The organism is Phaeodactylibacter sp., assembly GCF_022763345.1.
GTDB lineage: Bacteria > Bacteroidota > Bacteroidia > Chitinophagales > Saprospiraceae > Phaeodactylibacter.
In genome coordinates this window covers 1-15,208 of sequence record NZ_JALEGS010000071.1, presented here as the reverse complement: position 1 = coordinate 15,208, position 15,208 = coordinate 1, and the positions used below count along the sequence as shown (strand labels likewise).

General features: G+C 53.2%; 4 protein-coding genes. 2 read left to right on the top strand and 2 right to left on the bottom strand.

All coding sequences use genetic code 11. The features are described 5' to 3' along the window. Window positions 1-131: 131 nt before the first annotated feature. Entirely contained in the window at window positions 132-3,869 is a 3,738-nt protein-coding gene (locus tag MRY86_RS19500) for a metallophosphoesterase (RefSeq protein ID WP_293567161.1), read from the top strand. 245 nt (window positions 3,870-4,114) lie between these two features. After that, on the top strand, window positions 4,115-6,166 hold the full coding sequence (locus MRY86_RS19495) for an alkaline phosphatase D family protein (RefSeq protein WP_293567160.1): 2,052 nt from the start codon (window positions 4,115-4,117) through the stop codon (window positions 6,164-6,166). A gap of 81 nt (window positions 6,167-6,247) precedes the next feature. Here the strand turns inward: MRY86_RS19495 and MRY86_RS19490 are convergent, their stop codons facing one another. Together MRY86_RS19490 and MRY86_RS19485 are read right to left on the bottom strand one after the other, a co-directional pair. After that, complete coding sequence (locus MRY86_RS19490; RefSeq protein ID WP_282781214.1) at window positions 6,248-6,970, bottom strand: SDR family oxidoreductase; 723 nt, start codon at window positions 6,968-6,970, stop codon at window positions 6,248-6,250. Window positions 6,971-7,094: 124 nt separating this feature from the next. Continuing rightward, entirely contained in the window at window positions 7,095-14,900 is a 7,806-nt protein-coding gene (locus MRY86_RS19485) for a choice-of-anchor I family protein (RefSeq protein WP_293567159.1), read from the bottom strand. Window positions 14,901-15,208: the final 308 nt, after the last annotated feature.

Sequence of the window (15,208 nt, the reverse complement as noted above, 5' to 3'; positions counted from 1 at the left end):
TAATCTATGAAATTTTCAAAGAACTTGCTCAGATGCTAAACATAGCATCTGACATTGAGTAGGTTTGCCGCGGCAAACCACTTAATCGTCAGTATAAGTATCTTACCGTGGTCTAAAACCTACTACACGTAATGAGAAAACCTATCCGCCCCCTACTTCACCTGATACTTATTCTGGGGCTTACTTCTTGTGCCAACTACCAGCTCAACTACAGCCCGGAGGCTTCCAACTGGGCAGCTGAAACCCATCCGACTGATCAACCTTTGATGCACACGGTATTTCTGGTGGGGGATGCGGGTAAAGGCACCAATCCCGCTCTGGACCTGTTGCAGCACAAGGTGCAGAATGCAGGAAAAGAAAGTACCGTCCTGTTTTTGGGGGACAATATTTACCCTAATGGCATGGCTCCCAAACCAGGCGCAGACCGGGCACAGGACGAAGAACGCCTGAAAGCTCAGCTCAACACCGTATTGGATTACGAGGGGAATGTCTTTTTCATCGCTGGCAACCACGATTGGGACAAATACGGTATCGACGGCCTGAAGCGGCAGAAAAAAATCATCGAAAAGTACCTTGACCGGGAGGATGTATTCTTCCCCGATCCTGGCTGTGGCGATCCGGAAGAAATAGAAATTAATGACAAGTTGGTCATCGTCCTGATTGATTCAGAATGGTACCTGTCTGACTGGGACAAAGACTATCAGGTCAACGCAGGCTGTGAAGTCAAAAGCCGTGCTGTTTTTGCCGAATTTATGGTAGAGGCGGTCAAGGGCAACCGCAATAAAGATGTACTCATCGCTATGCACCACCCACCTTATTCCACGGGGCCGCACGGCGGGCAGTTTACGTTGAAACAGCATTTGTTTCCGCTTACCGAGTTTGTGGAACCGCTATACCTTCCATTGCCTGTGGTGGGGTCAATCTTTCAATTTTTGAGAGGTACAGTGGGCCACCGCCAAGACCTGATTCACCCTAAATACCAGGAGCTTTCTGACATCGTGGTAGGCGCTGCCCGCCGCAATGGAAGTTTCGTGATTGCTTCGGGGCACGAGCATAGCCTTCAGTATATTGAGCAGGACGAACAGTCTTTTATTGTAAGCGGCGCAGGGTCAAAGACTACCGCTACCAACGCACGAAATGGAGGGCAATTTGCCTATGGGCACCTTGGCTTTGCACAGTTGGATTACTACGAAGACGGCTCTGCATGGGTGAAATACTGGGTGCCCGATGAGAATGAACCGCAGGGGAAGCTGGTGTTCCAAAAACAAGTGCAGCCCCCTTTGCCCAAGGTTGCAGAAGACCCGCCCGAGTCTTTCGAGCCTTTGCAGGACTCCATTACGATCAAAGTGAGTGAGAATGATTTTGAGCGAGGCAGGCTTTGGAACTTCTTTTGGGGCAAACACTACCGAAGCACCTATAACGCTACGGTGAAACTGCCGGTCCTGGACTTGACCACCTACAAAGGCGGGGTACGCCCGGTCAAGCGTGGCGGCGGTTATCAGACCAATTCCCTGCGGCTGGAGGGAGCAGATGGCCGGCAGTATGCCTTGCGCTCTATTGATAAAGATGCCTCCCGGACCCTGGGGTATCCCTTCAACGAGTCCTTTGTGACGGCGGTACTGGAGGACAACTTCAGCTCTGCTCATCCCTTTGCTTCCATTGCTACTGCTGACCTGGCAAAGGCAGCCGGTATTTATTACACGCAGCCTAAGATGTTTTACCTGCCCCGGCAGCCGGCATTGGGCATCTACAATGAAGACTACGCTGGTGCTTTGTACACTGTGGAAGAGCGCCCGGATGACGAAGTTTGGAATGACTATGAGCAATTCGGCGCACCCAAGCGCATCCGCAGTACCCTCGATACCCGGGAACGAATTCAGGAAGACCACGATGAGCAGATCGATTATCCCTTTGTTGTCCGCAACCGCTTGTTTGATGTGCTCATCGGCGACTGGGACCGCCACGATGACCAATGGCGCTGGTCAGAAATTGACAGCGGAGAGGTCGACTACTACCGGCCCATTCCCAGAGACCGGGACCAGGCCTTCAGCAACTATGATGGGCTGATCCTGGAACTGGCCAAGGGGACCACCCCGGACATCAAAAAGCTAAAAGCCTACCGGGGCGATGAGAACCGCCTGGAATGGCTGGTCTACAACGGTCGCCACTTCGATCGTACCTTCCTGTCCGGTGCAGATTGGCCCGTTTGGGAAGCCGAAGCCCGCCATCTGAAGGAACAACTGACGGATGAAGTGATTGAGGAAGCCTTCAAAAACAGCTGGCCGGGACCGGTCTATCAGCTGAATGCACCCGACATCATCCAAAAGCTAAAGGCCAGGCGGGATAACTTCATGGACATTGCCCGCAAGTACTACGAGCTTATGGCGAAGGAAGTGGACATCGTTGGCACCTTCAAACGGGACCTGTTCGTGATTGAACGCATGGACGACGGCCGCACCAGGATCCGGGCTTACGATACCAACAGCAAATCCGAAAAGGAGCTCAAATTCTATGACCGTACCTTTCTTCCGGAAGAAACTAAAGAAATTGCCGTGTATGGCCTCACGGATCAGGATGTATTCCGGGTGAAAGGCACCTGCAGGAACAACTGCATCAAAGTCCGTATGATTGGCGGGGTAGGGCAGGACATTCTGGAAGACGAGTCGAACGGGAAAGGCCTGATTTATTATGATGCCAAAAACGAAGGTAACCTGCTTCAAACCGGTTCCAAAGCGAAAGTGAAAAGGCGTTTTGACCCCGCTTTCAATATTTACGACCGCGAATCGAATGATTATAATTTCAATTACACCTCCCTCTTGCCTGCTGCCGGCTTCAATCCGGATGATGGCATCCTCCTTGGGCTGAGCGCGGCTTATACCACCTATGGGTTTAAGAAAGACCCCTATGCATCCCAGCATAAAATTGATATGAAATTCGCTACCGGTACGAATGGGTTTACCCTTGATTACCAGGGAGAGTTTATCGATCTTTTTGGGCCCTTTGAGCTTGGCCTGGATGCCGAATACCAAACGCCACTTTACTCCCGGAACTTCTACGGGCTGGGCAATGAAAGCATCAATATTGAAAACCTGCTGGACGACGAGGCCCTGAATTACAACCGCATCAAGCAGCGGGTGATTCGCGTGATGCCTTCGTTTATGCGCCGGCTCAATGCGCAGTCCAGAGTCCTTGTGGGCCCTACTTTCGAATCCATCGAAGTCGAGCGCACAGAAGGCCGCTACATTGATGAAATCGGCAACCGTTTTCAGGACGAACTCTTTGATGGGCTGGAATTTGCCGGGCTACGGTTTTTGCTTGACTACAAAACCCGGGACAACAATGCCATTCCCACCCGCGGGCTGGGCTTCTTTTTGGAAGGTGGCTGGAAGCAACAGCTGGAAGAGGGGCGCAAAAACTTCGCCTACCTGAACACCTCATTTTCCGCCTATCAGCGCATCGACCGGCGGGGAAAGCTGGTGTTTGCCACCCGGTTGGAATTTCAGCACCGCTTCAATGAAGATTATGAGTTCTATCAGGGCGCAACCCTTGGCGGGCCTGGGGAGGGGGCGAACTTCAGGGGGTTCCGCCGCGACCGCTTCATTGGCTCTACTGCTTTTGTGCACAATACCGACCTGCGCTGGAAGACCATCACTTCGGAGAACCCGACGCTGCCCTTCTCCCTTGGGCTCATGGCTGGCTTTGACCACGGCCGGGTATGGCTGCGCGGCGAAGATTCGGAGGTCTGGCACTACAGCTACGGCGGCGGCATCTGGCTTAGCCCCTTTGACTTATTTGTAGTAAGTGGCGGCGTCTACCGGGGTGATAATAAGGACAACCGGGTGGTGGTGACGGGCGGCTTCTTTTTTTAGACTGTGTAGGGAATTCGCTTTTGGAGCGAATGTAGTCAAATTTTATTCTGAACAAGGCGCGATGAGGGAGCCTAGCCTTAGCTAAGCGACTGAAGAGCAACGAAGTGCAGGATAAAATTTGGCAAATGTAGCCCAAATGGTGAAATCCCTACACAGTCTTTAATCCGATTGTTTAAAAACCAGTTAACCTTCAATTTATACCAATTGGCGTTTTTGCGGTCGATTTTTTCATCCAAAAATTGATCATGAAAAAGACCCTCTTTCTTTTGGCCATCCTACTGCCAGTCAGCTTGCTGGCACAGGACCAACTTTTGCACAACGACCGGGTGGAAGCCCGCCATAATCCAACAACTTTTAATCCCAACTGGGCACCGTTCTACCATGGAGTGGCTTCCGGTGACCCCCTGGAAGACCGGGTCATCATCTGGACACGGGTCACCCCTGCAGAAATGGACAATATGCCCATTGAAGTAGACTGGTTCGTAGCCACCGATGCAAGCATGAGCAACATCGTTCAAAACGGGACTTTCACCACCGGGCCGGAGCGTGACTACACGGTAAAAGTGGATGTGACCGGGCTTGCATCCGGTACGACTTACTACTACGCATTCTCTGCCAACGGTGCAAATTCGCTTATCGGTAAAACCAAGACTACGCCCACTGCGGATGAAGCCAGCCACTTGAAGTTTGGCGTGGTGTCCTGTTCTAATTTTCAGGCCGGCTACTTTAATGCCTACAAGCGCCTTTCGGAGCGTACGGACCTGGACGCGATCATTCACCTCGGCGATTATATTTACGAATACGCCGATGGGGGCTACGGTGATAGCACTCTGACCGCCAACCGCCCGCTTGAGCCTTCCACTGAAATCGTTACCCTGGAAGAGTACCGCGCACGCTATTCCACCTATCGCCTTGATACCGCCCTGGCACGCGCCCATCAGCAGCATCCTTTTATTGCCGTATGGGATGACCACGAGAGTGCGAATGATGCCTATACCGATGGTGCCCAAAACCACACCGAAGGCGATGAAGGTAGCTGGACAGATCGCAAAGCTGTTGCCAAGCAAGTCTACTTTGAGTGGATGCCAATTCGGCAAAATGCAGACGAAAGCATCTACCGCACCATCCGCTACGGCAATCTCATGGACCTCATTATGCTGGATACCCGGCTGGAAGGACGGGAGGAGCAAATTCTGGACGTCGAATCTCCCGAATTATATGATCCGGAGCGCACCCTTCTGGGGGAAACGCAGCGGGCCTGGTTCCTGGAGCAGCTCTCAACTTCTGCGGCCAAGTGGAAAGTCATCGGGCAGCAGGTGATTTTCTCTGAACTTAACGTGGGGTGGGCAGCACTGCTTGATCCTAACGGGGCTACCTATCAGCAACTGGAGAGTACTTTTCTGGACATTTGGGATGGTTATCCGGCGGAGCGTTCAGCCATCATTGAGCACATTAGCACAAATGATATCGATAATGTGGTCATTCTGACCGGCGATTTCCACAGCACCTTCGCTTTCGATGTGACGGGTATGCCAGTAGATTTGCAGTTCCAGGATATTCCAAATGTTGGTACGCTGCCTTTCTACAATACCTCTGGCACGTATGATCCGACAGATGGTTCCGGCTCAGTGGCCGTAGAATTTGCTGTGCCAAGTGTGACTTCCGCGAATTTTGATGAGAATGTGGGGGCTCCTACTGCCGTTGTTTTCGAAGGTCAAATTAACACCCCAATCGCGGCAGGGCCACTACAACTGGGTAATCCCAACCCTCATATGAAGTACACTGACCTCATTCAGCATGGTTACTTTGTACTTGACGTCAGAGAAGAGCAGGCACAAGCCGACTGGTTCTTCACTGACATCAGCCAAATTGTGGAGGAGGAAGCCTTTGGTGAAGGTTGGCTGACACTCGATACCGAGAACCACCTTCAAATTGCAGCCGGTCCTGCAGAGCCAAAAGACATACAGGACATACCTGCGCCTAACGACCCACCGGCTATTCTGAGCAATGTGGAAGAAACGATCAACCGGGCAGATCAGGGATTTGTGGTGCTTTCGGCCCACCCCAATCCTTTCCGGGACATCAATACGCTGCACTACGCGCTTTCCCAAAAGGCACAAGTGCACATCGCGCTCCACGATGCCACCGGCAAACAGGTACGCCAACTGCTGCATCAGGAAATGCAGCCCGGCGTTTTCTCGCTTCAGTTGGATGCGAGCGGGCTACAAGCCGGCACCTATTTTTACCAGATTGCGGTCAACGGTCAACAACAAACCGTGAAAGTGATACTCAAGTAAATCTGTACTACCTCTATCCATAAATGAAAAATCCCCGCTCCGTATGCAACGGAGTGGGGATTTTTCTGCTGTACAAAAGGCTTACTTCTTAGGCGGCTTCGTCGGCCGTACTTCCACCTTGCTGGGCAGGGTACGCGGGTGCATGTTCAGCAGGTCCATGACCATCTGCCCCATGTCTTCAGGCTGTATCTTCCAGGCATCCTTTTCGTTGGGCGTGTGGTCGTTGAAATAAGTGGCCACCGAGCCCGGCATGATGGTGGTGACTTTTACATCATCCTGTCGCAGGTCGAGCATTACTGCCTGCGTAAAGCCCACCAGGCCAAACTTGCTGGCATTGTAAGCGGAGCCGGAGGGGAAGAAGTTCGTTCCCGCCAGGCTGGCAATAGTGATCAGGTAACCTTTAGTCTTTTTGAGTTCCGGTATGGATGCCTTGGTCGTATAAAACACCCCCGTCAGGTTGGTGTCGATAACGGCATTCCACTGTTCCGCAGTCATCTCTTCGATAGGTGCGAAGTGCCCTACACCGGCGTTGGCAATAGCGACATCCAGCTGTCCCCACTCCTCAATTACCCGTTTTACGGCATTCTCCTGGGCTACCATATCGCGCACATCCGCGGCAATGCCAATAGCCTTGCCAGGCCCCAATGCGGTGAGCTTTTCGGCTGCTGCATCGGCTGCTGTTTGCTCGCGGCTTGTCACTGCAACATGCATACCGTTTTTAACCATTGCTTCGGCTACGCCGAGCCCTATTCCTTTGCTGCCGCCCGTGATGAGAGCGGTCTTTCCGTTTAGTTTTGTTTCCATACCTGTATAACGGCTGGGCTGGGGCTGGGTTTAGGTCGGTACAAAAAAATACCCGCCCCCGGAACACTCCGAAGGCGGGCAGGCAACCGGGCCTATTGCACCGGCTTAAAATCTAAATTTATATTTACTCCACAATCAGGCGGCGGGTCAGCACCCCTTTTGCAGAAGTCAGGCGGATCAGGTAAATGCCTGCTGGCATTTGCGTCAAATCAATTTGCGCCTGATAGTCACTGCGGTAACTTTCCACCCGGCGTACATTGAGTACCTGTCCGGTGCTCGTTACAATCGCCAGATCGTATGCAGTGGATTGCAGGTCGCTGAGGCGGACGGTAGCCAGGCCGGTGGTCGGGTTCGGGAATACCTCGAAGCCTTCCTGTGTGAGCAGGTCGCGGGTGCTATTGCAGACTTCGATGTTGAAGTCCAGCACGATAGTCTGCTCGCAACCGAATTCATTGACAACAGTAGCTTCAATCGCATATTCGCCAACGTCCAGCCCTTCAGTGGTGAATTCCTCGACGGCAGTCCCGTCAATGACGAGTTCATTGCCTTCGCCCGGGCTGAAAACAAAGATATCATCTACGCAAACCACCGTATCAACCGGGAAGGTAACCATAGGCACAGGGTTGAAAGTAACCACGACCTCATCGTCACCACTACAGCCATTAGCGTCAGTTACGGTTACGGCATAAGCACCGTCCATGTCCACTTCAAGGGTTTGTCCATCGGTATCGTTGCTCCAGCTGTAGGTGTCAAAGCCAGCTCCTGCATCCAGGGTAACGGTTTCGCCTTCACAAGCTTCGATGTCGTCGCCAAGAGCTACAACGGGCAGTGGGTTGACCGTCACTTCCACCGTATCCATGGCCATGCAACCGCCGGCAGTGGTGGCCATAACCGTCACGGTACCGCCTTCTGCCACTTCAATCGTGTTGCCTTCGTCACCCGTAGACCAGGTAATGGTTTCGTAAGCATCGCCTACGGTCAGCATCGCGGTCTCGCCTTCGCATAGCGTGACTGTAGCAGGCAGGTCAACGATTGGGCAGCTCAGGTCGATCTCAAACATGGCTACAGAGCCACTGACTTCGTAAGAAACCGCCAGCAGTGGCTTGCCGCTTGGGCTGCTGAATGCCGGGATAAAGGCCAAGCCTTCCGGTGCCAGGTCGCCGCCTTCAGTATCTACTGTACGGGTATTGATGTATTGCAGGAAGACCGGAGATTCCGGTGCCGATACATCGTAGACCATCACTCCGCCGATGCGCTCCAGCGCGATGAAGGCATAGTGCTTGCCGTCAATCTCGGCAGTGGTTACCGCTTCCGGCTCCGGGCCTTTGTCATCGGAGCGGTTCTTGAAGTTGTTCTCGTCGTCGGTGGTGTTGAACAGGGCACCGAATACTGGGTCGGCGGCAGTGATTTGCTCCAGGTCATTGCCACTGTCGAAAAGCAGTGCACCGGAAGCAGCGTCCCAAATGGTGAAGGAACGACCACCAAAAGCAAAGATTTCGTCGAAGTCGCCATCGCCATCGGTATCGCCATTGGCTGTAGTTACTACGAGGCGTCCGAGGAGGTTCTCGTCCTTAAGGATATCTGCGTCCGGGAAGGTAGTTGGGTCAAGGACATATTCATCATCCTCTACCCGAGCCTCTTCAGAGTAACCGTCATAGTCACGGGCATCGCCTTCGTTCACGGAAATCAGGTAGCTCTGGCCACCCACTGTGAAGTAGTCGATTGCATCGGGTTGATACATGCCTTTCACCGGCCAGTTGGCGAAGAAGATATCATTGGTACGGTTAGAGGCATCGAAAGTGACGCCATCTGCGGTCCAGTCTTTGAAGCCGAGCGGGAGGATGTCCACCACCGTGTTGGAAGTCAGGTCTACCAGCACCAGAGCGTTGTTCTCCTGACAGTTGACGTAGGCGGTAGTGCCGTCATCAGAAATAGTGATGTATTCCGGCTCCAGGTCCTGCGCAACGGTAGCGCCCGGGCCAAAAATGCGCACGCCCGCCGCTTGCAGTGCTGCCTGCTGATCGTTGAAGGCTTCAAAACCTAGCGTGGTTACCGTAGCTGCAGCCACACCTCCGCTGAGGTCAATGATGCTCACAGAGCCTAACGGGTCAACGTCGTAGTCGTCGTTGGGCTCGCCTTCGTTGGCGGTGAGGGCCTTAGTGCCGTCAGGAGTGAAGGTCACCATATCGGGCAGTACGCCCACCTCAACGGCATTCAGGAAGTTACCATCCGTATCGAAGAAGGCGACCATGCCTGCGCCATCGACTGCATCTGCTTCAATGGCTGCTGCAACAATACCATTGCTAACCGCTACAGAATTGATGCCTGCGCCGTATGCAGAGATATCGATGGAAGAAATCAAAGTGATTGCAGCTGGGTTGCTGTAGTCAAGGATATCAACCTGATTGTTCTCGCCGTTAGTGAGGAACAAGCGGTTGGTCTCGCCGTCAAAGGCTACAATTTCAGCCGTGCCTTCGCCTCCGCCGGTGAAGTAGCTGCCGAGATGGGTCAACTGCAGCTCAGGGTTGGTTGCGGCAACGGGCGCCATATCGTCATTGTCGATAATGCGCACAATGTGGCGTGTGGTCTCGCCCAGCTTAACTTCGCTTTCTGCCGCATCAATCTCGAGTACGATGTACTGTCCGCCCAGCTCCATGTTGTCGAGGATATCGAGGGAAAGGAACTGAGCCGTATTGGTACCGTCAAATTCCACTTCCGTAGAAGCCAGGGTGAAATCAGTGCCTTCGGTAGCGGTGGAACCGGCAAGGATATTCACAACGGCTTTACCCGTCAGCCCGCCAGCCTGCTCTACGGCAATTTCCAGCTGTAGTGCGCCACTGCCTTCTTCTACGGTAGTGAGGTTGTCAGCGAAGGTGACAGTAGACTGCGTCTGCAGCTCAAATATGCCGACGGTGCCGCTGACCTCGTAGGATACGGCAATATAGGCTTTGCCATCCGGGCTGTCCGCAGCATCGATAAACGCGATGTCCTCCGGTGCCAGGTCGCCGCCCAGCTCGTCTACGGTACGGGTATTGATGTACTGAATGAAGGTTGGAGCAGCAGGGTCCGCAATTTCGTACACCATGATACCACCGATGCGCTCCAGCGCGATAAAGGCGTAAGGCACGCCGTCAATTTCTTCGACGATTACGGCTTCCGGCTCAGGCCCTTTATCGTCGGAGCGGTTTTTGAACTCGTTTTCATCATCGGTGGCATTGAAAATGGCACCGAAAACCGGGTCTGCTGCTGTAATTTGCTCCAGGTCATTGCCACTATCGAAGACAATGGCACCACTGGCTGCATCCCAAATCGTGAAGGAGCGACCACCATAAGCGTACAGCTCATCAAAGTCACCATCACCATCGGTGTCGCCCGTTGCGTTTGTGATACGAAGCCGTCCAAGCAGGGCATTGTCTTTAAGGTACTCGGCATAAGGGAAGGCTGTTGGGTCAAGTACGATTTCATCATCTCCGATGCGGAATTCCTCAGAATACCCATCGTAGTCCCGCGCATCTCCTTCGTTAGCCGTGATGATGTAGCCTTGCCCGCCGACCGTAAAGAAGTCGATAGCGTCGGGCTGATACATGCCTTTGATGTTCCAGTTGGCGAAGAAGATGTTGTCGGTGCGGTTGGAAGCATCGAGCGTTACGCCTTCTTCGGTCCAGTCTTTATAGCCGAGTGGCAGAATGCCGGTCACGACTTCGTTAACGATGTCAACAATCAGCAGCGCGTTGTTTTCCTGGCAGGACACGTAGGCGGTGGTGCCATCATTGGAAATAGTGACGTACTCCGGCTCCAGGTCCTGGGCAACCGTAGCGCCGGGCCCAAAAATGCGCACGCCTTGCGCTACAAGGGTGGCCTCATCATCGTTAAAGTCAGTCAGCGGCAAGTTGGTCACCGTAGCTGCGGCTGCACCTCCGCTCACGTCTATGATGCTGACGGAGCCTTCGGGGTCCACATCGTAGTCGTCATTCGGCTCACCTTCATTAGCGGTAAGGACTTTGGTGCCATCCGGAGTAAAGGTCACCATATCGGGCAGTGGCCCTACCGTGATCTGATTGAGGAAAGTTCCGTCCGTGTCGAAGAAGACTACGCTGCCGTTATCCGTAACGGTTTCTGCCTCCATAGCGACGGCCACTAAGCCATCATGCACCGCCACGGAATTAATGCCACCGCCGTAAGGAGCCATGTCAACAGAAGATACGGAAGACAGGCTGGCCGGATTCGAGAAGTCTACGATATCCAGCTGATTGTCTTCAGAGTTGGTGAGGAAAAGCCGCTGTGAGGCGGGGTCGTGGGCTACGATTTCCGCAACTGCACCGGAGGCAAAACTGCCTACGTGGCTGAGACGAGTGCTTGGGTCAGCCTGAGCCACCGGTGCCATATCATCGTTATCTGCAATCAGGACAATGAGGCGGGATCCACTTCCTATTGATGCGGTGCTGCTTTCATCAAATTCCAGGATAAGGTATTTGCCGCTCAGGCTGCTGTTGTCGAGTACCTCCAGGTCGAGGCTGAGCGCATCAGTTGAACCTGCCGGAATACTGAGCGTAGTGGTGCCCAGGTTGTAATCTTCACCAGCCACGGCAGTGGAAGCCATCGCTACATTTACCGTAAGGTTGCCAGACAGGCCGCCGGCCTGCTCAATTTCGATGGGCAGTTCGATGGTGCCTGCGCCTTCCATCACTTCAACAGTGCTTTCCGCGAAAGTAACCGTTGGAGGCGTGGCGATTTCGAATACGCCGACCGTTCCGCTGACCTCATAGGAAACGACGGCGTAGTACTTGCCATCGGGGCTATTGTCCGGCGTGATGATTTTTACATCTTCCGGTGCCAGGTCGCCGCCTTCGGTTTCTACCGAACGGGTGTTGATATACTGTAGGAATACAGGTGCTTGCGGGTTAGAAATGTCGTAAACCATCAGGCCGCCGATGCGCTCCAGGGCAATGAAGGCATAAGGCACGCCATTGATCTCTGCAACGGTCACCGCTTCCGGTTCCGGCCCTTTGTCGTCTGAGCGGTTTTTGAAGTTGTTCTCATCATCAGTGGTATTGAAAATAGCACCGAAAACCGGGTCAGCAGCGGTAATCAGTTCCAGTTCAGAACCGCTGTCGTACACCAGGTCTCCGTTGTCAGCATTCCAAATGGAGAAAGAACGGGCGCCGTAGGTGAATAGCTCATCGTAGTCTCCGTCGCCATCGGTATCCCCATTGGCGGTGGTCATATTCAGACGGCCAAGGAGGGCTTCATTTTGCAGGTAAGCTGCATTTGGGAAAGCGGTGGGATCGAGGGTGATTTCATCGTCACCGATCCTTGCTTCTTCAGAATAGCCGTCATAATCGCGGGCATCCCCCTCATTTGCAGAAATAAGGTAGCGTTGGCCGCCAACGGTGAAGTAGTCGATCGCATCGGGCTGATACATACCGCGGATCGGCCAGTTGGCGAAGAAAATATCGTCGATGCGGTTAGAGGCATCCAGTACGATGCCTTCTTCCGTCCAGTCTTTATAGCCCAGTGGAATGACAGCCAGTGCGGCAGCGGATTCAATGTCGATGAGGACCAGTGCGTTATTTTCCTGGCAATTCGCATAGGCCAGGGTGCCGGTTTCGTTGATGACGATAAATTCAGGCTCAAGGTCTTGAGCAACAGTGGCACCAGGCCCAAAAATACGGACGCCGGCATCTTTGAGGCTCGCTTCGTTGTCGTTAAAGCCGACAAAGCTGATGGTCGTTACATTGGCGTTGGTGAGGTTGGAAGCACCTACACTCAGGTCGATAATGCTGACGGAGCCTTCGGGGTCAATAGTGTAGTCATCATTAGGCTCCCCTTCATTGGCCGTCAGCACTTTGGTGCCATCCGGAGTAAAGGTCAGCATATCAGGCAGTGGGCCGACTTCCACCTGGCTCAGCAGGTTGCCATCGGCATCCCAAAACGTAACGGAGCCATTGTCGGTGACTTCATTGCCTTCCAGGGCAACGGCTACAATACCATTGGCAACAGCTACGGAGTTGATACCGCCACCGTAGGGCGCCATGTCGATCGCAGTGATGGTAGAAAGGCTTGCCGGGTTGGAGAAGTCAACCACATCCAGTGTGTTCTCCTCGGAGTTGGTGAGGAAGAGGCGCTGTGAAACCGGGTCGTGCGCCACGATCTCGGCCACCGTGCCGGAGTTAAAGCTGCCTACGTGGCTGAGGCTGATCGCAGGGTCTGCCGGGGCCACAGGTGCCGTCAGCTCATTGTCCTGAATCAGCACGATGAGCTCCGTCTCGCTGCCTGTCGTGGCATTGGTCAGCGACTCAATAGCGAGGATAAGGTAGCGGCCACCTACCGTACTGTTGTCAATCAGCTCCACCTCTACACTTTGAGGGTCGGTGCTGTTGGCTGGGAAGGAGACAGTGGTGGTATTTAGATTGAAATCTTCACCCGCCACAGCTGTGGATGCCCCCACCACGCTGATTACCGCTTCGGTGGGAAGACCGTTGGCGTTGGTAATGCCGAGGTTGAAACTGACGGTGCCGTCTGCTTCATTCACCACTACATTAGGCACTTCGAAAGATACAACCGGCTCAATGGCAGGCATGTACACGCCCGGTGTCGCCAGGATATCGGTGCCGTTGAAGGCTTCGGTGTTGGCGAACCAGTTGGCGCCATCGTTATTGTCTAGTGTGGGGTCGAGGAGTTCGAGAGAAGGGCCGTCGCCATCTGCTTCAGTAGGCCAGGGGGCATCATCGAGGTAGTTGACAAAGTCTATAGTGTCTCCAAGAAAATTGCTCAGAAGAATATCCTCGTTTCCATTGGTAATATCGTCGAAGCCCCAATCGTAAAAATCAAGGCCAAAGAAAGCTTCGGCTTCGGCTTCATCCAGCGCGACAAGTACCACCTCTCCTGAACCCAGCGTCTGCTCAGGAAAAGTAAAGCTAAACTCTGAGCTGAGTGTAAGCCCGCCTATCAGAACAGGGTCGGTACCTGCATTGAGGATTTCAATAAATTCAAGGACATCATCTCCGGGAGGGTTGTACAGGATTTCCGTAATCACCAGATTAGGCGTGGTGCGGTTGATAATCCAGTCGAAAGCAAAGGCTTCCAGCAGGAAGTTGCCCGCTGCATCGGTCACCAGTCCAATAGAGATATCAAAGGCCTGCCCATCGGCAAAAGGCATGTCGTAAGTGATGGTTACGAACGGGAATTCGTTGCCCCCGGGCTCCGTGTAGGTGATGTCAGAAATGTTGCCATTGGTGGTGTAATTCATGGGGTTTTCCACACTAGCCACATCCATTGGCTCACTGTAGGTGATGCGGATGCTCGTATCACCGAGGAGTTCCGCACCAAGTGCGAGCGGCGGCAGGAAGTCTTCGGTGCTGCTGAAGAGGGACACATCGTCAAAGCCAGCGTAGTCAGAGCCACCGTTTTGCTTAGCCATCAGGCGCAGGCGAACGGTAGAGATACCCACCGGCAGATTGACGAAAACGGTTTCCCAGCCACCGGTGTTGCGGGAGAGGTCTACGTAGTTGGCCATGTCAAAGCCCATGCCGGGCTCCGTTTCCACAATGTAGCCAATAGAGTCTCCGGACTCATAGCCAATGGTGTTGTACTTAAAGGTGAGTGCATTGACGGAAAAAGCGGAAACATCTACTGCGTCAAAGTCCATTGTATGGAAATCAGCGTTGCCTCCGTTGTCATTCTCCAGGTCGCGCATGTACCAGAAATTCATTCCACTTGCCGGGCCAATATTTGCTGTTGGCCCAGACACTGCCCACGCATCGTCATCGATGTCATAGGTAGCGGGATTAATGGTATAATTCCAGGTATCATTGGCGGAGCCTTCGAAGCCCTGAAACAATTCCTGATCGTCTTGCGCAAAAGACATAACGGAAAGCAGGCAGAGCAACAGAGTGCCCAGGCTCTTTCCAAAGCGGTAATCGTACTGCATGAAAGAAGTTTTGGTTTTGGAATGTATTTTGGAAGCGTAAAGCTACGGCGGGCAAATGCAGGGTGGGTTAACTGTAGATTAAGTAAGCGTTAATTTTGATGTGAGTTGAGAGGTCCAAATTGGGTTTGGGGTTTGTCCAGACCTGTAATGTGAAAACAGGCATTTTTAGGATGGAGGCTTTTTATTTACCTACCTGCGCCGGGTATCATGGTTCTACGACGTCTTTTGTCCGTTTTGTCCGGCTCATTAGGCAGACTACACTTCCTTTGAGTAGCTGAAGGTGTCTGCGCCGGACTCCTGAGGAGGCG

Bases quoted from the DNA above. Each gene is read 5' to 3' on its own strand.
- MRY86_RS19500 (WP_293567161.1), top strand. From the start codon at position 132: ATGAGAAAACCTATCCGCCCCCTACTTCACCTGATACTTATTCTGGGG.
- MRY86_RS19495 (WP_293567160.1), top strand. From the start codon at position 4,115: ATGAAAAAGACCCTCTTTCTTTTGGCCATCCTACTGCCAGTCAGCTTG.
- MRY86_RS19490 (WP_282781214.1), bottom strand. From the start codon at position 6,970: ATGGAAACAAAACTAAACGGAAAGACCGCTCTCATCACGGGCGGCAGC.
- MRY86_RS19485 (WP_293567159.1), bottom strand. From the start codon at position 14,900: ATGCAGTACGATTACCGCTTTGGAAAGAGCCTGGGCACTCTGTTGCTC.